Source organism: Granulicatella sp. zg-84, from assembly GCF_010892375.1.
Taxonomy (GTDB): domain Bacteria; phylum Bacillota; class Bacilli; order Lactobacillales; family Aerococcaceae; genus WM01.
Genome location: NZ_WNJX01000011.1, coordinates 24,548 through 49,314 on the forward strand (window position 1 = coordinate 24,548; position 24,767 = coordinate 49,314).

The following is a 24,767-nucleotide window of genomic DNA, read 5'->3' on the forward strand; positions in this document are numbered from 1 at the left end:
ATTATACCAAAAAAACTTGTTTATGGCTATTCTTTATCAGTTGTTTGATACTGTTTCCAAAGTTGATATAATTGATGCTCATATTTTCCAGTATTACCAGGTACATAGTAAGTTTGATGCTGTAAAGTCGTTGGTAAATATTGTTGAGAAACAAAATGATTTGGATAGTGATGTGGGTATTTATAAGTTAGACCATGCCCACGTTCATTAGCACCTTTATAATGATTGTCTTTTAAATGAGCAGGTATCTCTAGATTTTCAAATAATGCTAAATCAGCCAGTGCCTTATCAATCGCTGTAATACTTGAATTTGATTTAGGTGATAATGCTAAATCAATAACAGCCATAGATAAAGGGATTCTTGCTTCGGGAAAACCTAGTCTTTCTGCTACTTGAACAGCATTGAACGTCCTATCCACAGCTGTAGGGTTTGCCAATCCAATATCCTCGTAAGCAATGACGAGTAATCTTCGAATAATGGATATTAAATCTTGTGATTGAATAAGTCTTGCTAAATAATGCAAAGAAGCATCTACATCGCTACCTCGAATTGATTTTTGAAAGGCTGAAATAGTATCGTAATGAGCATCTCCGTCTTTATCATGTACTAACACTTTTTGTTGTAAGCACTCACTGATAACTTGTGTATCAATATCAATGGTGTTATCAGCATTTTTTTGTGTGGATAGAACTGCTAATTCTAAAGCATTTAAGCATCGACGTAAATCACCATGCGTTGCTGTTGCTAAAAATGTCACAGCATCTTCTGTTATGTTTACGGCATAATTCCCTAAACCGTCTTTAGTATCTGATAAAGTTTTATAAATGGCTTTTTTTATATCTTCTGATGAGAGTGGATATAATTCAAATAGTTGTGTTCTACTACGAATAGCTGGATTAATTGAGATATACGGATTTTCAGTTGTGGCACCAATCAAAATAATAGAGCCTTTTTCTAAGTGAGGAAGTAGAAAATCTTGTTTTACTTTATTTAAACGATGAATTTCATCTAGCAATAAAATAACTGTTCCGCTTAACTTAGCTTCTTCCACAATAACTTCTAAATCTTTTTTGCCGTCTGTTGCAGCATTTAATATTCTAAATGCATATTGTGTTGAACCGGCAATAGCACTGGCAATACTTGTTTTTCCAATACCTGGAGGGCCGTATAAAATCATTGATGATAATCTTTTAGCGTTTACCATACGACGAATGATTTTGTTTTGACCAACGAGATGCTCTTGTCCGACAATATCATCAATATGTGTTGGACGCATCCGAAATGCTAAAGGTTTAACCATGACATACCTCCTATCTTTTCTTGTTAAGTATAACAAATAACCTATAAAAAAACACTTTTATCCTATTGATAAAAAAGAGTTAAACCGAAAGTATCGATTTAACTCACTGGTAGTCTATTTTAGTGTGATGCACACTGTTTAACAAAATCTTCGAATAAGGCACGAGATTGTTCATGATGTTCTTGTAATAAGATTTCAGGGTGCCATTGCACAGCTAATAAGTATTGGCTATTATTTTCCCATTCAAACGCTTCGATAAATCCATCTGGTGAAAAAGCCGTTGCACGTAAAGAGGAACCAAGTGTTTTAACAGCTTGATGATGAAAGGTATTCACATATGTTGTTTCTGTTTGCCAGATACGATGTAATAAACTATCTTTTTCGATAGATAAACTATGTGCAACATAATGAGGATCTGTTTTTTGTAAGTGTTGAATGGTTGAGTTTGTTTGTTTATGAATATCTTGGTAAAGAGAACCTCCTAAAAATACATTTACAAGTTGTAATCCTCTACATATTGCAAAAACAGGTTTATTTTGTTTTAGTGCTTCTTCTAAAAGCGAAAATTCGAATGCATCTCGAATGGGTAAAGTAGTACCTAACTCTAAAATAGGTTCTTCTCCATAATAGCTAGGAGAAATATCTTGACCACCTGCTAAAATCAATCCGTCAATAGCATTTATATAATCTTTTGCATGTTTAGAATCTTGAATGGGTAACATAACAGGAAGTCCACCAGCTTGACAGACACCTTTTACAAAATTGAGGGGTGTATACGCAATCCCTAAATTATTGATCAATGTTGTGTCGTTTGTGAGCTGATTTCCGGCAATGCCAATTATTACTGGTTTTGTCATGGAATGACCTCCTAAATTAAAATAGTATGAGAATATCATACACGATTATAAAAATAATGCAACTAAAGTATGATGAATTGATACAAAAAAAGTGTATACTTTTTAATGAAGAAAGGGAGCGAGAAATATGCAAAATATCAGTCAAGCATTAAATATTGCTTATACACTTAGAGAAAAATTAGTTATAACAAAAAATATATTATCATCCGCGAAAAATTGGGGAATATACGATTTATGGTCTGGTGGTTTTTTCACATCTCTGGTAAAACGTGAAAAAATGGATAATGCTTATAAAGACTTAAAAGAAGTAGAAAAATTATGCAATGAATTATCCTCTTATTTAAATGGAATTACTTTAACACTTAGTCCAAATATGCTCAATGCCGATAAAAATAGAGGGTGGGATATTTGGTTTGATAATCTATTTACAGATTTCAAGGTTCAAAGAGATATTAAAAATACTCTTGAAAAAGTGTGTGATTTGCAAGATGAAGTTGAGGATATTATTGATATTTTAACAGAAAACTTGAAAAAGCAGTCTTAAAATTTAGACTGCTTTTTTTTGTGTTTGTATCCAAAAGGAACTTTTGATTCAGTTTTTTGTCGAATGCGTTCAATATTAGAACGGTGTCGATAAATGATAAATACTGTTAATGAAAAACAAAAAATTGTAAAAATAGTATCTTGTAAAAATAAAGAAGCTAAACTTAATAAAAATGCTGTTAACATACTTGATAAACTAACCATACGTGAAAAGTAGAGTAAGATTAAAAATAATAAAATACCACTTAAAAGAAAAAATGGATAAATGGCAAGGATAACACCTGCGCTTGTTGCTACTGCTTTTCCACCTCTAAAATTGGCAAAAAGAGAAAATGTATGTCCTAAAATAGCAAATAATCCAATGATTAAAGGATTGATATCTGTTTTAATAAAAAAGTTAGCTAATAATGTTGGAATCGTACCTTTTAAGATGTCTATAAGAAGTACAATAATGCCTGCTTTTTTTCCTAAAACACGGAAGGTATTGGTGGAACCACTATTTCCACTGCCGTGTTCTCTAATGTCTATTTGGTAAAAATACTTTCCTATCCAAATACCAGATGGGATAGAGCCCAGTAAGTAGGCTAAAAGAATAAAAATAATGACCATGTAAGGCTCCTTTGCGTCATGATGTGCTGGAATTAGTGTAGCATTTTTTAAATAAAAAGAAAAGTCATACTTCAGTCTTTTGGCTGATGTTATCAAGTCTTTTGAAATGTATACTTGAATAGTATATAATTATAAAAAAAGAAAAGGAGAATATTATCATGGTATGGTTAATTATTTTAGGTATCGTCGCAATCGTTGTTTTGTGGGGTATCGCAACATATAATGGTTTAGTAAAATCAAGAGGTTGGATTAAAGAAGCATGGGCACAAGTAGACGTTCAATTAAAACGTCGTAATGATTTAATTCCAAATGTAGTGTCAACAGTAAAAGGATATGCAAAACATGAGCAAGAAACATTAGAAAAAGTGATTGCTGCACGTAATCAATTAGTGAACATGCAAGGTGCAACACCACAAGAAATTATGGAGACATCTAATCAAATTACAGGTGCATTAAAATCTATTTTTGCATTAAGTGAGTCTTATCCTGAATTAAAAGCAAATCAAAATTTCTTATCCTTACAAGAAGAATTAACAAATACAGAAAATAAAATTGCTTACTCAAGACAACTATATAATTCAAGTGTTGTCAATTACAATATTAAAGTACAATCTATTCCAACAAATATTATTGCTTCTATTGGTGGTTTTAAAGAAGAAAGTGTTCTTGAAACACCACAAGAAGAAAGAAATGTTCCAAAAGTATCATTCGATTAGAGGAAACGTATGTTACATCAACAAATTATACAAAATAAGAGAAAAACAATTCTTGTTTTACTTGTTTATACATTGTTATTTTTAACAGTTGGTATTGCTATTGGATACTTTATGTTTGATGATATTTTAATTGGTACAATAATTGCTACTGTATTAGGTGGCATATATGCTATTGCTATGCTTTCTCAGTCAACGGAAATTGTATTGAAAAGAAATCATGCACATCAAATAACCGAAGAAATGTATCCAATGTTATGGCATATTGTTGAAGATATGGCGATTGTGGCACAAGTACCTATGCCAAGTGTTCATGTCATTCAAGATGATTCACCAAATGCATTTGCTACAGGTATGTCACCAGATAAAGCAGCAGTAGCTGTTACAACGGGATTGTTAAAACGACTAAATCGTGAAGAATTAGAAGGTGTCATTGCACATGAATTTTCACATATCAAAAATTATGATGTTCGTTTACAAACAATTTTAGTTGCATTAGGAACAGCCATTGCATTATTAATTCAATTTAGTTCCTATGGCATGCGATTTGGTGGTAGACATAAGTCTAATAATAATGATAAAAATAGTGTACTCGGTATTGTTTTATTCATTGTGTCGATATTAGCGATTTTTTTAGCACCGTTATTATCAACACTTACGCAATTAGCTTTGTCGAGAAATCGAGAATATTTAGCAGATGCAACGGCGGTTTCGTTTACAAGAAACCCTCAAGGTCTTATATCTGCTTTACAAATTATTTCTCAATCACCTGATATGAAAGGTGTTGACCCACAAAGTGCAGCCTTATATATTGCGTCACCAATACATAAAAAAGAAAAAGATTCTCTGTTTGCGACACATCCGTCAACAGCCAATCGTATTGCTAGATTAAGAAATATGTAATAAAAAGCCCTTTGATAGTCACTGACTGTCAAAGGGCTTTTTCATATGTTGCTGAGATTTTACATAGTCTTTTTTCCATGAGTGTGGAGATTGGTTAAAAAATTTTTTAAAAGCAGCCGAGAAATTAAATTGGTTTGAATAGCCGACAGCTTCTGCGATAGATGCGATACTATCATTTGTGTGTTTTAGTAAATCGCATGAACGAATTAGTCGATAATGTATTAAAAACTGCTGGGGTGTCATGTTCATATTTTCTTTAAATAATCGACTGAAATAAGAGCGATTTAGATGACAATGTGCGGCAATATCCTCAATACAAATATTTTCAGCATAATGCTGTTCAATATATTGGAGTGCTTCGGTAATATATAAATCATTAGCGGTATATTCTGGCACGTTTACTTGATTGGTTGCAAGTGATATGAGAGCATCCATAAAAAGATACACATGTGCAATGATATTGGCGCTGTATAATTGATAATGTTGAAAAATATATTCCATTTCTTTATAGACATCATTTTCAGTAGGTGGTAATGGTTGTGTGAAAATATATTCTGTATCCATTAAATGAGCTTTTTTGAAATAGTGTTCGGCTTTTAATCCGTCTAGTTCAATCCAAATGTATGTCCAAGGATCATCTTTATCGGCTTCGTAGCTACAAATTGTATTTGGAGGAATTAAAAATCCTTGTCCGGCATTTAAATGATATTCTTTTTGTTTTTCTGTTTGGAAAAAGGTACCTTTACCAGAGATAATGTAATGAAATAAATAATGTTGTTTAATAGATGGACCAAAAGAGTGGAGTGGTTCACATGCTTCTTTTCCAAATTGAATTGGATATAAATCAACATAAGAATGATTATTGAAAATGTGAAATGTGGCATTGTTTGACATAGATAATCCCCTTTCTTGAAAACGTTATCTGTAAATAGTATATCATTTATATGAAGATTTGACAAAATATATAAAAAAGAGCATAAAATGGTCTTTGGTCATATATTAGAGTCACGTCATCGTATCGTGTAGAAAGCGTTTTTATATTATAGTAAAGATACAAATAAATGAAATTCTTTGTTTGTAATTTTTAATGAAGTGGAAGGGAAAAATTATGAGAAAAATAATGTCTTATATTGGTGCTATTTCAGCAACAGTTATGTTGGCAGCATGTGGGAATGGTGCACAAAATACATCGAATAAAACAGAATCAGAATCTAGTGGTACAAAATCAGAAATCACTTATGCAATTTGGGATTCAGGACAAGAAAAAGGATTGAGAAAAATTGCAGATAAGTTTGAAGAAAAAAATAAAGATATTAAAGTTAAAATACAAGTAGTGAATTGGGATGCGTATTGGACAATGTTAGAAGCAGGTGCAACAGGAGGCACATTGCCAGATACATTCTGGATGCATTCAAATGAAATTTACCGTTATGGTTCAAATAATATGTTATTGGGTTTAGATGATTATTTAGCAAAAAGTAAAGATGCTAAATTGGAGAATTTTCCAGAGGGGTTAAATAAAATTTATAATGTTGGCGGTAAACAATATGCTGTACCGAAAGATTATGACACGATTGGTCTATGGTATAACAAAAAAATGTTCGATGAAGCAGGCGTTGCTTATCCAGATGAGTCATGGGATTGGAATAAATTATATGAAGTAGCTAAAAAATTAACAAAAGAAGATGGTAGTCAATATGGATTTTTAGCACCTTTACATAATCAAGAAGGTTTTTATAATTTTATTTATCAAAACGATGGAACAGTAATTACACCTGATAAAAAATCAGGGTATGACAATCCAAAAACAATTCAAGCTTTAGAATATTACATGCGTTTTGTGAAAGAAAAATTATCTCCAGAAATTACAGATGACAAAAAACGTGCAGAAGCACTTCAAAATGGTCAAGTTGCTATGGCGTTATTCGGTTCATGGAATTTAAGTTCATTTAATGATAATGAATACATTAAAAATAATTTTGATATTGCTGTATTACCAAAAGGAAACACAGGTAAACGTGTGACAATTTTCAATGGATTAGGAAACGCTATTTCTGCCAACACAAAACATAAAGAAGCATCTTGGAAATGGGTTGAATTTTTAAGTTCAAAAGAAGGTCAAGATATGCAAGCAAGTTTAGGTGTAGCGATTTCTGCTTATAAAGGGGCAGCGACAACTTGGGTAGATTCAAATAAAAATTTCCATATTAAATCCTTTATTGATATGGTAGATGATGCACAAATTAGACCTTATTCTAATTCAACATCAAAATGGGAAGAAAAATCTTATGAATTATTAAAACCTGCTTACTTAGGACAAAAAACAGTTGAAGAAGCATGTAAAGATGTTGCTAAAATGATGAATGAAGAACTTTCTTCTGAAAAATAAGCATAGATAAATATGGAAGAAGACAGCAACTGTTTAAAGTCAATGTCTTCTTCCTTTTTATAACAGGCTTTGTTGAAAGTGAGGAAAAATCGATAATGAAAAAAAGAAATAAAAAGTGGAACGAATACTTTTGGGGATGGTTTCTCGTAGCACCGACAATTATCGGACTAATCATTTTAAATATTATACCTATTTTTGAAACATTACGTATGAGTTTTTTTAAGAGTGGTGATTTTGGGAAAAATAATATTTTTGTTGGATTGGATAATTATAAACGTTTATTTGAAGATACTCAAGTATGGCAAGCAACGTGGAATACAATTCAATATACACTCTTGGTCGTACCGATAACAGTTATCTTTGCTCTTATTTTAGCAACACTTTTAAATTCTAAATTAAAAGGGAAACATGTATATAGAACGATTTATTTTTTACCTATGGTTGCTGCACCAGCTGCGGTTACAATGGTTTGGAAATGGCTTTATAATACTGATTTTGGACTAATCAATTACCTTTTGAAACAAATTGGATTAGGACCTGTGAACTGGGTAGAAGATCCAACGATTGCTATTTATTCAATCGCTATTATTGGTATTTGGAGTACTGTGGGGTATAGCATGATTTTAATTTTAGCTGGTTTACAAGAAATTCCGAAAGACTTCTATGAGGCAGCAAAAATAGATGGTGCAAGTGCCACGAAACAGTTTTTTCATATCACGTTACCACTTGTATCGCCAACCTTATTTTTTGTTGTTGTAACAAGTATTATTCAAGCAATGCAAGTGTTTGATTCAATTTATATGATGGAGAGTGTGACAAGTCCTGCTTATGATAAGACTGTTTCATTAGTTTATTTATTCTATAACAATTCATTTAAATATGCAGATAAAGGCTATGGTTCAGCTATTGTAATGTTGTTATTAGCCATTATTTTGATTATTACAGTTATTCAAATGAAAGCACAGAAAAAATGGGTAAACTATATGTAGAGGAGGTAAATAATGAAAAAATATTATACATCAATACTGACACATGCTTTTTTAATCTTTGTTGCTTTAGGCATGATCGTACCATTTATTTGGATGGTATTGACATCATTTAAAACAGTGACAGAATCTACACAAATGAATCCATTTCAATTATTTCCTAGTCAATTAAGAACAGAGAATTATACAGAAGTCATTCGTTCTAATAATTTTATTATGCTGTATTTTAATACGATTATGATGATGTTATGGAGAATTATTAGTTCTGTTTTATTCAGTGCAATGGCGGCATATGCTTTTGCACGATTAGAATTTCCAGGACGTAATCTGTTATTCGGTTTAGTGCTATTTCAAATGATGGTACCAAGTCAATTATTTGTTATTCCACAATATTTAATGATTAATCAATTAGGTATGCGTAACACAATTTTTGCCTTAGTCTTTCCTGGATTGGTAAGTGCATTTGGTACATTTTTATTAAGACAATTTTTCATGGGATTGCCTAAGGAATTAGAGGAAGCAGCCAGATTAGACGGCTGTAATATTGGACAAACTTTTTTCAAAGTTATGTTACCTTTAGCCAAATCTGGTCTAATTGCACTAGGTATTTTTACAGCATTATTTGCCTTTAAAGATTTATTGTGGCCCTTAATTGTGAATTCTGATGCAAGTGCAGCAACGCTTTCTTCGGCGCTTTCTAAAATACAGGGTGCATACTCTGTGAATTATCCACAGTTGATGGCAGCATCGGTGTTAGCTATTTGGCCAATGGTTATTATTTATATTTTATTTCAAAAACAATTTATTCAAGGGATTGCTACATCAGGTAGTAAATTATAGAGATAAGGAAGAAAAAAATGTCAATTTCTGTTCAGCTAGAAAACAAAGAATTTCATTTATATAATGACGAAATAAGCTATATAATGCATCTTTTACCAAATGGGCATATTGGACATTTGTATTATGGAAAAAGAGTAAGTGAAAAAAAATCATATCAACATTTATTTCAGGGAGTATCAAGACCTTTAGGAGCATGTGTTTTTGATGATGACGACACATTTTCTTTACACTATACAAAACAAGAATATGCTTGTTATGGTACAACGGATTTTGGATTACCAGCTTTTTCATTACGTCAATCAGATGGTAGTACATTATCGGATTTTAAGTATAGAGAGCATCGTGTTTTACAAGGGAAACCGCATATAAAGGGGTTGCCACACACATATACAAATGATGATTTAGAAGCGCAAACATTAGAAATTATTTTAGAAGATAATATCTCAAGTACGATATTGTATTTATATTATACTATTTTTGAAAAATATCCTGTTATTACTAGACATGCCTCATTTGAACAGCTTGGACAAGAAAGTGTATCGATTGAAAAGGCGATGAGTATCTGTTTAGATTTGCCAGATTCTGTATATGAATGGATGCACTTAGACGGTGCATGGGGAAGGGAAAGACATCTCATCACTTCTAAACTTCAATCGGGGAATCAGTCTATTTATAGCTTAAAAGGAGCGAGTAGTTCAGAACATAATCCGTTTATTGCATTAAAAAGACCGTATACAACAGAAGATATAGGAGAAGCCATAGGATGCTCTCTTGTATATAGTGGCAACTTTTATGCAGGAATAGATGTCAAAACACATGGTATCAGTCGTTTGTTAATGGGGATTCATTCAGATTATTTTTGTTGGGAGTTAAAACCTAATGAACGTTTTGATACACCAGAGGTTGTACTAGTTTATTCAGATTGTGGATTAAATAAAATGAGTCAAATTTACCATGCTTTTTATCGAGAACATTTGATAAGAGGTACTTGGAAAGAAAAACCTCGTCCAGTATTATTAAACAATTGGGAAGCGATGTCCTTTGATTTTGATGAATCGAGTATTCTAGCTTTAGTAGATGAAGCAAAACAAGTAGGTATGGAGTTGTTTGTACTAGATGATGGTTGGTTTGGACATCGTAATCATGATGCATCAGGATTAGGGGATTGGACTGTTAATAAAGAAAAATTACCAAATGGCTTAGAGAGTATTATTTCTCATGTTCATTCATTAGATATGATGTTTGGTTTATGGATTGAACCGGAAATGGTTAATAAAGATAGTTTACTTTATCGAGAGCATCCGGATTGGATAGTACATCATCCGAATAGACGACAATCTCCATCAAGACATCAACACACACTTGACTTATCTAGAGAAGATGTCTATCAAAATATTTATAAGCAACTACATACTTTATTATCTACGAACCAAATCGACTATATTAAATGGGATATGAATCGATATATGACTGAAACATATAGTCTATATTATGATGCACGTCATCAAGGTGAACTTTTCCACCGATATATATTAAACGTCTATCGTTTATATGAGGCACTTACAACAGAATTTCCGCATGTTTTATTTGAATCTTGTGCAAGTGGAGGTGCTAGATTTGATGCTGGTATGCTTTATTATGCTCCTCAAACTTGGACAAGTGATAATACGGATGCTATTGAAAGATTGTTTATTCAATATGGGACGTCTATGGTTTATCCGCTTGTCAGTATGGGATGTCATGTGTCGGAAGTACCTAATCAGCAAGTTAATCGTGTAACACCGTTACACACAAGAGCAAATGTTGCTTTTTTTGGTAATTTTGGATACGAATTAGATTTATCTAAATTAACCGTAGAAGAGAAAAATAGTGTGCGAGAGCATATACAATTTTATAAAACATATCGTGATGTTTTTCAAAAGGGAACATTTTATCGTCTGTTATCGCCATATACAGATATAGATACAGCTTGGCAAGTTATATCAGAAGATAAAAAAACAGTAATTGTTGGATATTACCAGCAATTAACGAGAGCAAATAGAGGGTTTAGACGATTTGTTTTAAAAGGAGTATCTCCGGAGAAAATGTATCAATGTCAAAAAGGTGTTTTTTACGGTAATGAACTAATGTGTGTAGGTTTACCAATAGATAATCAAGAGCATGACACAGATTTTTCATCTGTTTTATATGTTTTAAAAGAAATAGAAGAATAAAGGAGTATATTATGGCAACATTATCATTAAAACATATCCATAAACGATATGAGAATGGGTATCACGCCGTCGATAATTTTAATTTAGAAGTTCAAGATAAAGAATTTATTGCATTAGTTGGTCCTTCAGGGTGTGGTAAATCAACTTTATTAAGAATGATTGCAGGATTAGAAGATATTTCTGAGGGGGAATTTTATATTGATGATTTATGTGTGAATGATGTTGAACCTAAAGATAGAGATATTGCAATGGTATTTCAGTCATATGCTTTATATCCACATATGACTGTCTATGATAATATGGCGTTTGCTTTAAAACTGAAAAAAATAAGTAAAGACGAAATAGATAGAAAATTAAAAGAAACAGCACAAATTTTAGGTTTAGAAAATTTATTAGATAGAAAACCTAAGGCTTTATCTGGTGGACAAAGACAACGTGTGGCACTGGGACGCGCGATTGTTCGTTCTCCAAAAGTCTTTTTAATGGATGAACCTCTTTCTAATTTAGATGCGAAATTACGTGGAGATATGAGAACGGAGATTATCCGTATTCATAATGATTTACAAGCTACAACCATTTATGTTACGCATGACCAAACAGAAGCGATGACAATGGCACATCGTTTAGTCGTTATGAAAGCAGGTGTGATACAACAAATTGGGACACCAAAAGAGATTTATGATTTTCCAATCAATTTATTTGTTGCAGGATTTATTGGTGCTCCTACGATGAATTTTATTGAAGGAACACTTGAAAAAGGTTGTTTTAAAGTAGATGAAACAATTTCTTTAGAGTTACCTTTGGCACAATATCAACAATTAAAAGAAAAGGGTTATGAAAATAAACCAATAGTATTAGGGATTCGTCCAGAAAGTTTATCTAATGATCCATTTGTGATGCAAACTTATGAAAAAGCAATGATAACGTCAAACGTTATGGTAGCTGAATTACTTGGTGCTGAATATATTGTGCATACGCAAATCGGTTGTCAAAAGATAAAAGCAATTGTACATAGTAGACAACATATTCAAATGGATCAAGAGATTACCTTGGCATTCGATATGAATAAGGCACATTATTTTGATAAGAATACAGAACAAAATATTTTGTTATCATAACGATATTTATTAGAAAGAGAGGGATAACGATGAAAAAATGGGTGTTGAAAATAGGTGTAGTAGCACTGGTGGGTTTATCTTGTGTATCCAAACAATCCAATGTATATGCACAGTCTAGCGAAAAATTAGTAGAGTCAAATGTTTTATTGGGAAAAATACCAACGTCCAATGCAACTACGAAAATTGGTTCTGGTGATTCTACAACACCGCAAGTTCAGATTTTAAATCCAGAAGGAGCTACTGACGGGCAAATTAGTCAATCAGATGATGCGATGTCTACAAAAGTGATTGTAGGGAATGAAGTTGGTGGAGATGATAATGGATATAATCAATGGCAACATGTATATTTGCAATACGATTTAGAAAAAATAAGAGAGTTAAAACGATTAAAATTATATCGGAATAGTTATCCAAATGCTGTATCTACGTTTAAAGATGTGAAAATAGAAGTATCTCAAACTGCAGATTTTAAACAATCAACGACGGTATTTAACACAACAGATGTCATTGAAACGCCTGAAACAAAAGAAAAACCACAAATTGTAGATTTAGAAAATCCTATTCAAGCGAGATACATTCGTATTTGGGGGAAAGGGCATTATATTCAAAATACGAATAGCTCATGGAAAGGATACAGTAATGGCATATTGTTTTCAGAAATTGAAGCTATTGCGAATGTACCTGAATCTGAAGTGGTTGTGCCAAAAGAGTTAGAATTGCGTAATATAGCTCTTGGAAAACTTCCTTTTGTGAAAGGGTTAACACCCGTAGATATTGAAAAGATAAGTGATGGTAAACTGAATACAGGGTATGCTATTCATCAGACACCTGGAGAAAATCAACTTCAATTTGAATATAAGAATGTATATCAAATCAAAGAAGTTCATTTTAAATTAGAAGAGGGAACATATAAACATGTTAAAATAGAGGTAAGCTCTTCTCCAACATCACTTGGAACAACTATTTTTTCCAAACAGCAATTTACCCAAGGGAAAGATATAGAGAAAGTTATTTTAGATAAAGCGTTATCTGGGAAAATTGTGCGATTTACTGTTGAAAAAGATGCACAGTCACCTGTTAAATATAATGAAGTTGAAATTTTAGCATCAGGAAAGGATTTTGATGAAACAAGACCAGACTATATGATGCCAGAAACACCTTATAATAAACTAGTTTGGTCAGATGAATTTAACGAAGATACTATTGATGAAAGTAAGTGGCAAATTATTGATGGTATGGTAAATCATGCTGCTATTTATAATCGTAAAGCAGTTAGTATTGTGAAAGACGGAGATAATAGTTATTTAGCGATTAACAGTCGTAATTATAATAGTACACAAGCGCTTATTGATGCAGTTGGTATTGATAGATATACAAAAGATAATATTCCAAGTAAAGTAACATGGTCGTCGGGTCGTCTTGAATCTAAAGATAAATTTTCGTTTCAATTTGGGCGTGTAGCTGTTAGAGCAAAAGTGAATGATTCAAAAGGGATTTGGCCAGCTATTTGGAAGATGAAACAGGACATGATGAAATTGATATTTTAGAGTATTTAGGTCAAGATTCATGGGATGCTTGGACAACCAATCATTATGGTATTTTAGCTAAAAACAAAGGTTCACATGGAGTACCGACAAAAAATTATGAAGCGTGGAGTCAAGCATTTCATGTATATGAAGTAGAATGGTCACCAACACATATTTCATGGTACATAGATGGTAAAAAAGTGTTTACATCTACTCAAGGACAAGAGTTAGATAGTATGCATCATCGTCCAATGTTTCCGATTTTAGAAACACAAGTTGGTGACGGTTGGGTTGGTGATGTCGATTATAGCAAACGTTTAACAAAACAAGACAGTAATTATTTGATTGACTGGATAAGAGTGTATCAAACAGAAGATGCACCGATAACACGATTTGATAATCTTGATACACCAAATGAATCAACACCATACCATATTCGTCCAATCGTTAAAACGGACGGTCTAACCTTTGTGTCACATGGTGAACAACAATATGAAAATAAAAATAATTTCTTCTATGGTGGACAACCACGATATGAAAATAGTCGATTGTATGTAAAAGAAGGATCAGAAAATCAATCGCTTATTTATAAAGTAAATGGTGTTAAAGATGTGCATTTAACGACTTATTATCAAACATTAAGTGATGTTTCTCAATATAATTCTAGAGCATGGGCAAATGAAGGTGCATCTATTCGATCAACTGTTGTTCAAAAAGATTCATTAGATTTTAAAATTGAAACATCATTAAATGGAAAAGATTGGACGCCGTATCAATCATTACGTGTTGTTGATAATTTTGTAGATGCTTATCCAGCCTATGCACGAACAACATTTGATGCGTATGATTTGCCGAGTGGAACAAAATATGTAAAAGTTATTTTCCCGAATTACAAAGGTGCAATGTATACTTTGAGAAATGGATCTGTTCAATCGGTTAAACATACTGATATTCAATTAGCAAAAGTTACTTTTTTAACAGATAATATTATAGATAAGTCTGATTTAGAAGCATTGAAAAATAAAGTAGAGGCATTGGAAAAAGATTCGTACATAAGTGGAATGGAGAAACTAGAACAAGTTTTAAAACAAGCAAAAAATGTACTATCATTATCAACAGCTACTCAAGAAGATATAGATGATGTGACAAAGCAATTAGAAGAGGCACTTGGACAACTTATTGAAAAAAAAGTGTTTATGTTAATAGATAAAAAAGTAACGGTTACAACAGCTAAAACGGAAAAAACAGATGACCTCTCTTTTGTAGTGAAAGATGCGACAGAAGAATTAGAAAAACAATTTGATAAGCAAGTAGATATATACGATATGTATTTTGTATCAAATAAAACAAAAGAAAAAGTATCGTTTGAACAAGAAGCACATGTTAGTGTCATGAAAAAAGATGACCGTAAAGTAGAACAAGTCTATTTCTTAAATGGGGATAAAAAAGAACCAATACCTTTTACTGTTACAGATAAAGAAATCTTATTTACTGTTAAACATTTTAGTCATTATGCAGTGGTTTATAATGAAGGTAAAACGAAAAAACCATTTGCTATCAAATCAGAAATTACTAAGTCAAATACAGTGTCCATGAGTAGTTCTTTATTAAAAAATAAAGTTTCTGAAGAGAGAAAGTTACCGAAAACAAATGAAGAAAAATCTTATGTAGGTGTACTCATTGGTAGTTTATTATTAGGATTAGGATGCTTTGTTTTTAAAGTAAAGGATAATAGAATTTAACATATATACATATATAAAAAGGATTGATATGATAATGTATCAATCCTTTTTATGATGCTTTATGTTATAAAGTTAAAATAGTTTGTTTTTATTTTATACAGGATTGATGAAAGAGTATGTTTTTAAAAGTATATGCCTTTCCCGATATCTCAAAAAGTGGTATGATAAAAAAGAGTATAAATTTTTAAGATAGAGGTAAAAAAATGACCGTAACTGTTCAAGAGCTAGTGAATACATTAAGATTGAAGGTACAGCATGGGGAGGCATTTTTAGAAAGACATATTTTTACTAGTGAATTATCTAGGCCGGGTGTTGAATTAACGGGATACTTTGAATATTATGATGAGCGACGTATCCAAGTCCTAGGAATGACTGAAATATCGTTTATTCAAAAATTAGATAAACAAGAAGCACTTGATGTTATGAGAAAATTATGTGCGCATGAAACACCTGCATTTATTATTGCACGTAATTTAGAAGCACCGATGTGTTTAGTAGAAGCTGCTGAAAAGGCGTGTATTCCGATTTTACAAACATCAAGTAAGACAACGAGCGTCATTAGTAATTTAACCAATTATTTAGAAAGTAAATTAGCAGAGCGTGTTTCTATGCACGGTGTGTTTATTGATATATTTGGTGTTGGTGTATTGCTTACAGGAGATAGCGGTGTTGGAAAAAGCGAGACAGCTCTTGAGTTGTTACAACAAGGGCACCGTTTAGTTGCAGATGATAGAGTTGATTTTTATCAAGTGGATGAGTTAACGCTTATTGGAGAGTCTCCGAGTATTTTGAAAAATTTATTAGAAGTACGCGGTATTGGTATTATTGATGTGATGACATTATTTGGTGTCGGTTCTGTTCGTGATACGAAAAAATTAGATTTAATTGTTAGACTTGAAGTGTGGAATGAACATAAAACATTTGATCGATTAGGGAATGGGCAACAAAGAGTTCGTATTTTAGACGTAGATGTGCCACAAATTTCTATTCCAGTTAAAATGGGACGTAATTTAGCGAATATTGTTGAAGTAGCAACGATGAATTATCGTGCTAAAGGAATGGGATTTGATGCAACAGAAGTTTTTCAAAATAATTTAAATAAACTTATTCAAGAAAATACAAAAAATTAAGGAGATTATAATGACATCATTAGCTATAAATCCAGAAATTGTATCTTTTTTTGGCCTGTCTATTCGTTGGTATGCCGTCATTATGGTATCCGGTGCTTTTTTAGCAACTATTCTATCAAATAGAGAAGGACAACGAAAAGGACTTCCAAAAGATTTTTTTACAGATTTAGTGTACTATTTATTTCCAGTTGGAATTTTAGGGGCACGTATTTATTATGTCGTCTTTAAATTTGAAGATTATCAACATGATTTATTACGTATCTTTTATATATGGGAAGGTGGCCTAGCCATTTATGGAGGATTGCTTGCTGGTATTGCCTTTTTATATTGGTATGCTAAGAAATTTAATATACCAACTTTTATTTTGCTAGATATTATTACACCGGGTGTGTTATTGGCACAAGCGATAGGAAGGTGGGGTAACTTTGTCAATCAAGAAGCTTATGGTGCCCCAGTTACACGTGCTTATTTAGAGCAACTACATTTGCCTAACTTTATTATTGAGCAAATGAATGTGAATGGACAGTATTATCAACCAACTTTTTTATATGAATCTGTTTTAAGTGTGATTGGCTTTGTGTTGTTAATGGTGCTTCGCCGAAAACTAAAAGGATTAAAAATTGGAGATACGACACTGTTTTATGTTATTTGGTATGGTATAGAGCGTTTCTTTGTAGAGGGTATGCGTTCAGATAGTTTATGGTTAGGGCCATTAAGAGTATCTCAAGCATTATCACTTGTATTAGTGGTTTTATCCATCTGTATGTATGTATATCGTCATCGTAAAGATGTATCGCTCTATGAAATGTATCAGTATGAAAACCAGTTAGGAAGTGTGTAGATGAAACAAAAGATTGCTGTATTAGGTGCTGGTTCTTGGGGAACGGCATTGGCGACTTGTTTAGTCGAAAATGGGCATGATGTATGTTTGTGGGGAAACAATCAAGATGATATTGATTGTATCAATGAATACCATAAAAATGAAAGATATTTAAAAGATATTTTATTGCCTGAACAATTAAGAGCTACTATAAATTTGAATGAAGCACTTGAACAGGTGGATTGTATTTTATTTGTTGTGCCTACAAATGCTATTCGACAAGTAGCACAACAAGTGAATATGGCTATAACGTCTAAACCTTACATTGTACATGCAAGTAAAGGTTTGGAGCAAGGTAGCCATAAACGTATTTCGCAAATTTTATCAGAAACATTAGATAAAGATGTGTATAAGGATATTGTGGTGTTGTCTGGGCCAAGTCATGCAGAAGAAGTGGCTAGAAAAGATTTAACGACGATTACGGCTGCGTGTCAAAATAATCAATCGGCAAAATATGTACAATCATTGTTTATGAATAAGTATTTTAGAATTTACACAAATGAAGATGTTGTCGGTGTTGAATATGGAGCAGCTTTAAAAAATATTATTGCATTAGGTGCTGGTATTGTAGCTGGACTAGGATATGGTGACAATGCCAAAGCAGCACTTGTGACGAGAGGACTTGCTGAAATTACGAGATTTGGTATGTATTTTGGTGCAGAACCATTAACATTTATCGGATTAAGTGGTGTTGGTGATTTAATTGTGACATGTACGAGCGTGCATTCGAGAAATTGGCAATTAGGTTACCGATTAGGAAAAGGTCTTTCTTTACAAGAAGCAATGGAAGAAATTGATATGGCAGTTGAAGGTGTTTGGACAACGAAAGCAACTTATGAAATTGCACATCAAGAACAAATAGATATGCCGATTACAAAGGCAATTTATGAAGTGCTATACCATAATAAAAATGTGAAGCAAGCGATTGTTGAATTGATGGCACGAGATGGAAAAAGTGAAGAAATAAAGGAGATATCATGATGAAAAAAGTGAAAAAAGCGATTATTCCAGCCGCTGGATCAGGGACACGTTTATTACCGGCTACAAAAGCAATGGCAAAGGAAATGATGCCAATTGTTGATAAACCAACTATTCAACTGATTGTGGAAGAAGCTGTTGCATCTGGTATAGAAGATATTTTAATTATTACTGGTAAAGGTAAACGACCTATTGAAGATCATTTTGATGCAAATATTGAATTAGAAGCAACATTGCGTGAAAAAGGTAAATATGATTTGTTGAAACTAGTGGAATCAACATCAGGCGCTAATATTTATTTTGTACGTCAACCGTATCCAAAAGGATTAGGAGATGCTGTTTTACAAGCTAAAGCATTTGTTGGTGATGAACCTTTTGTTGTATTATTAGGTGACGATATTATGCATGATGAGGTACCATTAACAAAACAGTTGATTGATAGCTATGAAAAAACACATACAGCACAAATTGCTGTCATGGAAGTTGAACCGCACCAAACAGGTAGTTATGGCATTATTGATGTCGATTCTGAATTAGAAGAAGGTTTATACAATGTGAAACGCTTTGTAGAAAAACCAAAACCTGAAGAAGCTCCAAGTAATTTAGCGATTATTGGACGTTATTTATTAACGCCAGAAATTTTTGAAATTTTAGAAACATTGGAACCAGGTGTTGGAGGAGAAATTCAACTAACGGATGCGATTGACCGTTTAAATCGTACACATCGTGTTTTTGCAAAAGTATTCCGTGGGATTCGTTATGATACAGGGAATAAATTAGGCTTAATTACGACGAATATTCAATATGGTTTATCTCACCCGGAAGTCAAAGAAGGATTGAAAGAATATATCATTCAATTAGGTAAAATTTTAGAACAAGAAAATTAAGGAGTATATATGGATAAAATATTTGATGTCATTATTATTGGTGCGGGTCCTGGAGGGATGACGGCGGCATTATATGCTTCACGTGCCAATTTATCAGTGCTGATGTTAGAACGCGGTGTTCCAGGAGGAGAAATGCTGAATACATCAGAAATTGAAAATTACCCTGGATATGTGTCTATTTTAGGCCCAGATTTAGCAAATAAAATGTATGAAAGTGCGATGCACTTTGGTGCAGAATATGCTTATGGAGATGTGACAGACATTACACTCGAAGAGGATATAAAAGTCGTTCATGCAGGTAAAAAAACATACCGTGCTTATGCTATTATTATTGCGACAGGATCACATCATCGTTTATTAGGTGTTGATGGAGAAAGTCAATATAGCGGCCGAGGTGTTAGCTATTGTGCTGTTTGTGACGGTGCATTTTTCAAAGATAAAGAATTGATTGTTGTTGGTGGAGGAGATTCTGCTGTTGAAGAAGGTACATATTTGACGCAGTTTGCATCAAAAGTAAGTATTGTACATCGTCGTGATGCATTACGTGCACAAAAGATTTTACAAGATAGAGCTTTTAAAAATGATAAAATAACATTTATTTGGGATAGTGTTGTTGAAGAAATTTTAGGAGAAGATAATGCTGTTAGTGGTGTTCGTTTAAAAAATGTTAAAACGAATGAAGTTTCAACAGTATCTGCTGCAGGCGTATTTATTTATGTTGGATTGCTGCCAAATACAGAAGCATTTAAAAATTTAGGCATTACAGATGATGAAGGTTGGATTTTAACAAATGATCAAATGGAAACAGTCATTCCGGGTGTGTTTGCTATTGGAGATGTTCGACAAAAAACATTACGTCAAGTAGCAACAGCTGTTGGAGATGGTGCCCAAGCAGGTCAAGGTGTATATCATTTTATTGAAACACTAAAAGAAAAACAAGCACAATAAGGAGATAAAATGGGCAGACGAGAACAAAGATTACAAAGAGAACGACAAGAAAAACGTCAAAAAGGAGCACGTTCAAATAAATGGGTAACAGCACTAGCTATATTATTAGCAATCATAGGTATAGTGTTGATTTTCTCAAATCAAATTCGTAACATGATGTTAACACATCAGATTACACAACAAAAACCTGTCACGGTTAGTGAAATTGCTGAAAACAAAAAAGTAGAAGCGAATTTTGATTATGCAGATATTCATCCAATTAGTTTTGAAACAGTATTACAAGCAAGTTTAGCCAATGCTAAAGTACCGTCTATTGGTGAAATCGCTGTACCGTCCGTAGGTATTAAGTTGACGATTGCTAAAGGCGTGAGTGATTTGAATATGTTAGTTGGTGCTGGAACACTTCGTGCCGATCAAGAAATGGGAAAAGGGAATTATCCATTGGCTAGTCACTATACAACAGCCGGAGATGGTAAAATGTTGTTTACACCATTATTAAATATTCAAAATGGGGCAAAAGTTTACTTAACTGATTTAGAAAATGTTTATGAATATGAAGTATACTGGCATGAAACAGTTGCACCAGAGCGTGTGGAATTAGTGGATGATACACCAGATGAAGATATTGTGACGTTGATTACATGTGCTGATTTAGAAGGGCTACAACGCTATGTTGTGCGTGGACGTTTGAAGAATAAAACGAGTGTTAAAGATGCACCACAAGAAGCTAAAGATGCTTTTAATTTAGAAAGTAGAACATTCTAATAGGAGAACTATATGAAAACATTATTTTTAATTTATGGTGGGAAAAGTCAAGAACACGATATTTCTATTCTGACAGCATTTAATATCTTAAAAGCTATTTCTTATGATACTTATACAGTAAAACCAATTTATATTCAAAAAAATGGAGATTGGATTTTAGGGCAGACATTAACACAACCTGTTGAAAATGAAGCTGTTTTAACATGGGAAAAAGTAGGACAATCTGTTTTACCAACGGTTGTAAAAGAAGAAAATGCCGTTGTCTTTCCTGTGTTGCATGGGCCAAATGGAGAGGATGGTACTGTTCAAGGTTTATTTGAAATTCTTGATACTGCTTATGTTGGGACAGGTGTTTTAGCAAGTGCATGTGGTATGGATAAAATTATTTCAAAAAAATTATTTGCACAAGCTGGTTTACCACAATTACCTTATGTGACTATTTTGAAAAAGCAATGGTTATCTAGTGCTGAAACAGTCGTGACACTTTGCGAAAAAGAATTAACGTATCCAATGTTTGTAAAGCCAGCTAATTTAGGTTCAAGTGTAGGGATTTCAAAAGCAACGAATAAAGATGAGTTAATCAAAGCGATTGAATTAGCTTTATCCTTTGATAGACGTGTTGTCGTTGAAAAAGGTGTGATTGCTAGAGAATTGGAAGTTGCTGTCTTAGGATATGATGATATAAAAGCATCTGTTGTTGGTGAAGTAGTAAAAGTGGTTGATTTTTATGATTTTGAAGAAAAATATAAAAACAATCAAGCAACTTTACAAATTCCAGCACAAATTCCAGAAGATATTAGCGAAACATTACGACAATATGCTATTCAAGCTTTTGAAGCGATTGATGGCAGTGGTTTAACAAGATGTGACTTTTTCTTAACGGAAGATAATAAAATTTATATCAATGAAGTAAATACTTTGCCAGGATTTACACAATTTAGTATGTATCCTTTATTATGGGAAGCTACGGGTATCCCTTATGCTGATTTAGTGAATATGCTATTAGATTTAGCTGTTAAAAGATATGAAGAAAAAAGAGTATATCAAATGGTAGAATAAATAAAATTCCACATCTAACGATGTGGAATTTTTATAATAATGAATTGAAAAGGAAAGTATCCACTGATATACTTAGTTTAATGTTAAATGAAATGAGTGAAGAATATGAGAGAAATGACGATTGTTGAAATCGTGAAAGCTGTAAGAGCCATTGATTATACATCAAGTAATCGTTTTGCACCTGTTACAAATGTACAATTTAATACATCACTTTGCAAAACAGGGAGTTTATTTGTCCCTTTAAGAGGAAATAGTGACGGGCATGATTATGTTGAAAAAGCAATTGAACAAGGTGCGACTGTGACATTTTGGGACAGATCACAAGATGAAGCACCAGAGGGGATTGCGTGTATTTTTGTGGATGATACATTACAAGCATTTCATGATTTAGCAAGTTACTATTTAGAAACAACTCAGATGAAAGTGGTGGCCATTACAGGAAGTAATGGAAAAACAACAACAAAAGATATGGTTGCTGCTATTTTAGAAACGTCTTATTCTGTGTATAAAACACAAGGAAACTATAATAATGAAATAGGTGTACCAAAAACAATTTTAGATGCTCCTGAACAAACGGATATACTTGTTTTGGAAATGGGTATGGATGGATTTGGACAAATCGAGCAATTATCTACATTAGCAAAACCGATGATAGCTGTGATTACATTGATTGGCGATAGTCATTTAGAATTTTTAGGTTCTCGAGAAGGAATTGCTAAAGCCAAATTAGAAATGACAGCTGGTTTACGCGATAAAGGTATCCTTATTGTACCTGCTGATGAACCATTATTACAAAATAAGTATCCTTTTACACAAACATTTGGTGAACAAAAAGATGCTTTCTTGTGTATTGAAAATATTTCAACTAATCAGTATGGAACGCACTTTACACTAAAAAATAGTGACCAATCTATCCAATTGAAGATTATTGGTAAATATAATGCAAAAAATGCTGCAGCTGCTATATTGGTAGGAAACTTTTTCCAAGTTCCTATGGAAACGCAAATTCAAGCATTAGCAACATTTACACTAACCGCTAATCGAACAGAATGGGTGGATGGGATTTATCATACAACATTATTAAATGACGCATATAATGCTAGCCCAACATCTATGAAAGCAATATTGAAAGATTTCCAAACCTTAAACGTATCTGGAAGAAAAATTGCTGTGTTGGGAGATATGCGTGAATTAGGGCAAGAAAGTGATATCTTACATGCTAGTATCGCAAGTGTTATTGATGAACATCATTTAGATTGTTTATATTTATTTGGTGAACATATGCGAGCATTAAAAGAGGTGCTAAGCACTAAACAAATACCTGTATTTTATGAAAAAGACAATCACGATACATTCATTCAATTATTGAAAAATACATTACAAGAGAAAGATACAATTTTAATAAAATCCAGTTTTGGCACGAATTTATTATCCGTCGTAGAAGCATTAAAAAATCCAAACAATTAAGGTGAATGGTTTGAAAAATATATGCTAAAACGTTATACTAAATGATGACTTTATATGAAAGGTAGAGGTGTAAAATATGAGAGTAAGACGAACAGAACGACTAATTGATATGACACAATATTTAATATCTAATCCGATAAAATTGATTCCACTATCTTTTTTTGCCAGTAAATATGACGCTGCAAAATCATCGATTAGTGAAGATTTATTCATTATTAAAGAAACCCTTGAAAAAAGAGGAACAGGGACTGTTGAAACGATTCCCGGAGCTGCGGGTGGAGCACGGTATATTCCGCTGATGTCCATTTATGACGCCAAACAAACATTATCTTTTTTACAATCTAAATTAGAAGATCCTGAGCGTGTACTTCCGGGAAATTATGTCTATATTTCAGATTTACTAAGTGACCCTAATTTATTATCACGTATTGGAAAACTTATTGCGACATTATACATGACAAAACGTATTGATGTTGTTATGACCGTTGCAACAAAGGGTGTTCCTCTTGCTCAAGCTGTTGCACACGAATTAGGTGTACCGTTTGTTATTGTAAGACGTGACTCAAAAGTAACAGAAGGGGCTACTGTGAGTGTGAATTATGCATCACCAACATCGACACGTGTGGAAAGAATGGAATTATCTAAACGTAGCTTAAAAGCAGGTGAACGTGTCTTAATTGTAGACGACTTCTTAAAAGGAGGCGGAACAGTGAATGGTATGTATAGTTTAGTTGAAGAGTTTGAAGCAAAAGTAGCAGGTATTGCTGTTTTGATTCAAGCAAAATTCCAAGGTAAACTAGAAGTACCGTCATTTACGTCTTTATTAAAAATTGACCAATTAGATTATCGTACAAAATTTATTAAAACAAGTTTAGGTAACTATATAGAAAAACGTACAAAATAAAGCTATATG

At 32.8% G+C, this 24,767-nt stretch carries 22 protein-coding genes and 1 pseudogene; 19 read left to right on the forward strand and 4 right to left on the reverse strand.

Going from position 1 to position 24,767, the window contains the following annotated elements:
• Positions 1-26: 26 nt before the first annotated feature.
• Positions 27-1,301: a replication-associated recombination protein A gene (locus tag GMA06_RS03690; protein WP_163561738.1), complete on the reverse strand. Its 1,275-nt coding sequence runs from the start codon at positions 1,299-1,301 to the stop codon at positions 27-29.
• 119 nt (positions 1,302-1,420) lie between these two features.
• Positions 1,421-2,158: a gamma-glutamyl-gamma-aminobutyrate hydrolase family protein gene (locus GMA06_RS03695; protein ID WP_163561739.1), complete on the reverse strand. Its 738-nt coding sequence runs from the start codon at positions 2,156-2,158 to the stop codon at positions 1,421-1,423.
• 127 nt (positions 2,159-2,285) lie between these two features.
• On the opposite strand from GMA06_RS03695, the gene GMA06_RS03700 reads away from it, so the two are divergent.
• Positions 2,286-2,702, forward strand: coding sequence for a hypothetical protein (locus GMA06_RS03700; protein WP_163561740.1), 417 nt, complete (start codon positions 2,286-2,288; stop codon positions 2,700-2,702).
• Here GMA06_RS03700 and plsY read toward each other — a convergent pair.
• On the reverse strand, positions 2,699-3,310 hold the full coding sequence (gene plsY, locus GMA06_RS03705; protein ID WP_163561741.1) for a glycerol-3-phosphate 1-O-acyltransferase PlsY: 612 nt from the start codon (positions 3,308-3,310) through the stop codon (positions 2,699-2,701). The genes GMA06_RS03700 and plsY overlap by 4 nt on opposite strands.
• 158 nt (positions 3,311-3,468) lie before the next feature.
• Here plsY and GMA06_RS03710 point away from each other — a divergent pair, with 158 nt between their 5' ends.
• Positions 3,469-4,026, forward strand: a complete 558-nt coding sequence (locus GMA06_RS03710; RefSeq protein WP_163545938.1) for a LemA family protein — start codon at positions 3,469-3,471, stop codon at positions 4,024-4,026.
• 9 nt (positions 4,027-4,035) lie between these two features.
• A complete protein-coding gene (htpX, locus tag GMA06_RS03715; RefSeq protein WP_163545939.1) occupies positions 4,036-4,926 on the forward strand; it encodes a zinc metalloprotease HtpX in 891 nt (296 codons plus the stop codon).
• A gap of 18 nt (positions 4,927-4,944) precedes the next feature.
• Here the strand turns inward: htpX and GMA06_RS03720 are convergent, their stop codons facing one another.
• Positions 4,945-5,820: an AraC family transcriptional regulator gene (locus tag GMA06_RS03720; RefSeq protein WP_163561742.1), complete on the reverse strand. Its 876-nt coding sequence runs from the start codon at positions 5,818-5,820 to the stop codon at positions 4,945-4,947.
• Between the two features lie 214 nt (positions 5,821-6,034).
• Between GMA06_RS03720 and GMA06_RS03725 the strand changes: the two genes are divergently transcribed.
• The 16 genes and pseudogenes from GMA06_RS03725 to purR all read left to right on the forward strand — a co-directional run bounded on the left by GMA06_RS03725 (position 6,035) and on the right by purR (position 24,758).
• A complete protein-coding gene (locus GMA06_RS03725; protein ID WP_163561743.1) occupies positions 6,035-7,315 on the forward strand; it encodes an extracellular solute-binding protein in 1,281 nt (426 codons plus the stop codon).
• Positions 7,316-7,410: 95 nt separating this feature from the next.
• Positions 7,411-8,304, forward strand: coding sequence for a sugar ABC transporter permease (locus GMA06_RS03730; RefSeq protein ID WP_163545942.1), 894 nt, complete (start codon positions 7,411-7,413; stop codon positions 8,302-8,304).
• 12 nt (positions 8,305-8,316) lie between these two features.
• Complete coding sequence (locus GMA06_RS03735; protein WP_163545943.1) at positions 8,317-9,141, forward strand: carbohydrate ABC transporter permease; 825 nt, start codon at positions 8,317-8,319, stop codon at positions 9,139-9,141.
• Between the two features lie 17 nt (positions 9,142-9,158).
• Positions 9,159-11,354, forward strand: coding sequence for an alpha-galactosidase (locus tag GMA06_RS03740; RefSeq protein ID WP_163561744.1), 2,196 nt, complete (start codon positions 9,159-9,161; stop codon positions 11,352-11,354).
• Positions 11,355-11,365: 11 nt separating this feature from the next.
• Positions 11,366-12,472, forward strand: coding sequence for a sn-glycerol-3-phosphate ABC transporter ATP-binding protein UgpC (ugpC, locus tag GMA06_RS03745; protein WP_163561745.1), 1,107 nt, complete (start codon positions 11,366-11,368; stop codon positions 12,470-12,472).
• Between the two features lie 272 nt (positions 12,473-12,744).
• Positions 12,745-14,294 (forward strand): annotated as a pseudogene (locus tag GMA06_RS03750) (family 16 glycosylhydrolase); the annotation flags it as partial.
• 1,296 nt (positions 14,295-15,590) lie between these two features.
• A complete protein-coding gene (locus tag GMA06_RS08485) occupies positions 15,591-15,740 on the forward strand; it encodes an LPXTG cell wall anchor domain-containing protein (RefSeq protein WP_240328832.1) in 150 nt (49 codons plus the stop codon).
• 203 nt (positions 15,741-15,943) lie between these two features.
• Positions 15,944-16,870 (forward strand): HPr(Ser) kinase/phosphatase, encoded by a 927-nt coding sequence (gene hprK, locus GMA06_RS03760; RefSeq protein WP_163545947.1) that lies wholly within the window; start codon positions 15,944-15,946, stop codon positions 16,868-16,870.
• Positions 16,871-16,880: 10 nt separating this feature from the next.
• Complete coding sequence (gene lgt, locus GMA06_RS03765) at positions 16,881-17,711, forward strand: prolipoprotein diacylglyceryl transferase (protein ID WP_163561748.1); 831 nt, start codon at positions 16,881-16,883, stop codon at positions 17,709-17,711.
• Positions 17,712-18,731, forward strand: a complete 1,020-nt coding sequence (locus GMA06_RS03770; protein WP_163545949.1) for an NAD(P)H-dependent glycerol-3-phosphate dehydrogenase — start codon at positions 17,712-17,714, stop codon at positions 18,729-18,731.
• Positions 18,731-19,615 carry a UTP--glucose-1-phosphate uridylyltransferase GalU gene (gene galU / locus GMA06_RS03775; RefSeq protein WP_163561760.1) on the forward strand — a complete coding sequence of 295 codons (885 nt, stop codon included), beginning with the start codon at positions 18,731-18,733 and terminating at the stop codon, positions 19,613-19,615. Before GMA06_RS03770 ends, galU begins: the two co-directional genes overlap by 1 nt.
• Before the next feature lie 9 nt (positions 19,616-19,624).
• Positions 19,625-20,563 carry a thioredoxin-disulfide reductase gene (gene trxB / locus GMA06_RS03780; protein WP_163545950.1) on the forward strand — a complete coding sequence of 313 codons (939 nt, stop codon included), beginning with the start codon at positions 19,625-19,627 and terminating at the stop codon, positions 20,561-20,563.
• 9 nt (positions 20,564-20,572) lie between these two features.
• Entirely contained in the window at positions 20,573-21,328 is a 756-nt protein-coding gene (locus tag GMA06_RS03785; RefSeq protein ID WP_163545951.1) for a class A sortase, read from the forward strand.
• 12 nt (positions 21,329-21,340) lie between these two features.
• Positions 21,341-22,387 carry a D-alanine--D-alanine ligase gene (locus GMA06_RS03790; RefSeq protein WP_163561749.1) on the forward strand — a complete coding sequence of 349 codons (1,047 nt, stop codon included), beginning with the start codon at positions 21,341-21,343 and terminating at the stop codon, positions 22,385-22,387.
• 105 nt (positions 22,388-22,492) lie between these two features.
• Positions 22,493-23,854 (forward strand): UDP-N-acetylmuramoyl-tripeptide--D-alanyl-D-alanine ligase, encoded by a 1,362-nt coding sequence (gene murF / locus GMA06_RS03795; RefSeq protein ID WP_163561750.1) that lies wholly within the window; start codon positions 22,493-22,495, stop codon positions 23,852-23,854.
• Positions 23,855-23,930: 76 nt separating this feature from the next.
• Positions 23,931-24,758 carry a pur operon repressor gene (gene purR / locus GMA06_RS03800; protein ID WP_163545954.1) on the forward strand — a complete coding sequence of 276 codons (828 nt, stop codon included), beginning with the start codon at positions 23,931-23,933 and terminating at the stop codon, positions 24,756-24,758.
• The last annotated feature ends 9 nt before the right edge of the window (positions 24,759-24,767 follow it).

Bases quoted from the DNA above. Each gene is read 5' to 3' on its own strand.
- GMA06_RS03690 (WP_163561738.1), bottom strand. From the start codon at position 1,301: ATGGTTAAACCTTTAGCATTTCGGATGCGTCCAACACATATTGATGAT.
- GMA06_RS03695 (WP_163561739.1), bottom strand. From the start codon at position 2,158: ATGACAAAACCAGTAATAATTGGCATTGCCGGAAATCAGCTCACAAAC.
- GMA06_RS03700 (WP_163561740.1), top strand. From the start codon at position 2,286: ATGCAAAATATCAGTCAAGCATTAAATATTGCTTATACACTTAGAGAA.
- plsY (WP_163561741.1), bottom strand. From the start codon at position 3,310: ATGGTCATTATTTTTATTCTTTTAGCCTACTTACTGGGCTCTATCCCA.
- GMA06_RS03710 (WP_163545938.1), top strand. From the start codon at position 3,469: ATGGTATGGTTAATTATTTTAGGTATCGTCGCAATCGTTGTTTTGTGG.
- htpX (WP_163545939.1), top strand. From the start codon at position 4,036: ATGTTACATCAACAAATTATACAAAATAAGAGAAAAACAATTCTTGTT.
- GMA06_RS03720 (WP_163561742.1), bottom strand. From the start codon at position 5,820: ATGTCAAACAATGCCACATTTCACATTTTCAATAATCATTCTTATGTT.
- GMA06_RS03725 (WP_163561743.1), top strand. From the start codon at position 6,035: ATGAGAAAAATAATGTCTTATATTGGTGCTATTTCAGCAACAGTTATG.
- GMA06_RS03730 (WP_163545942.1), top strand. From the start codon at position 7,411: ATGAAAAAAAGAAATAAAAAGTGGAACGAATACTTTTGGGGATGGTTT.
- GMA06_RS03735 (WP_163545943.1), top strand. From the start codon at position 8,317: ATGAAAAAATATTATACATCAATACTGACACATGCTTTTTTAATCTTT.
- GMA06_RS03740 (WP_163561744.1), top strand. From the start codon at position 9,159: ATGTCAATTTCTGTTCAGCTAGAAAACAAAGAATTTCATTTATATAAT.
- ugpC (WP_163561745.1), top strand. From the start codon at position 11,366: ATGGCAACATTATCATTAAAACATATCCATAAACGATATGAGAATGGG.
- GMA06_RS08485 (WP_240328832.1), top strand. From the start codon at position 15,591: ATGAGTAGTTCTTTATTAAAAAATAAAGTTTCTGAAGAGAGAAAGTTA.
- hprK (WP_163545947.1), top strand. From the start codon at position 15,944: ATGACCGTAACTGTTCAAGAGCTAGTGAATACATTAAGATTGAAGGTA.
- lgt (WP_163561748.1), top strand. From the start codon at position 16,881: ATGACATCATTAGCTATAAATCCAGAAATTGTATCTTTTTTTGGCCTG.
- GMA06_RS03770 (WP_163545949.1), top strand. From the start codon at position 17,712: ATGAAACAAAAGATTGCTGTATTAGGTGCTGGTTCTTGGGGAACGGCA.
- galU (WP_163561760.1), top strand. From the start codon at position 18,731: ATGAAAAAAGTGAAAAAAGCGATTATTCCAGCCGCTGGATCAGGGACA.
- trxB (WP_163545950.1), top strand. From the start codon at position 19,625: ATGGATAAAATATTTGATGTCATTATTATTGGTGCGGGTCCTGGAGGG.
- GMA06_RS03785 (WP_163545951.1), top strand. From the start codon at position 20,573: ATGGGCAGACGAGAACAAAGATTACAAAGAGAACGACAAGAAAAACGT.
- GMA06_RS03790 (WP_163561749.1), top strand. From the start codon at position 21,341: ATGAAAACATTATTTTTAATTTATGGTGGGAAAAGTCAAGAACACGAT.
- murF (WP_163561750.1), top strand. From the start codon at position 22,493: ATGAGAGAAATGACGATTGTTGAAATCGTGAAAGCTGTAAGAGCCATT.
- purR (WP_163545954.1), top strand. From the start codon at position 23,931: ATGAGAGTAAGACGAACAGAACGACTAATTGATATGACACAATATTTA.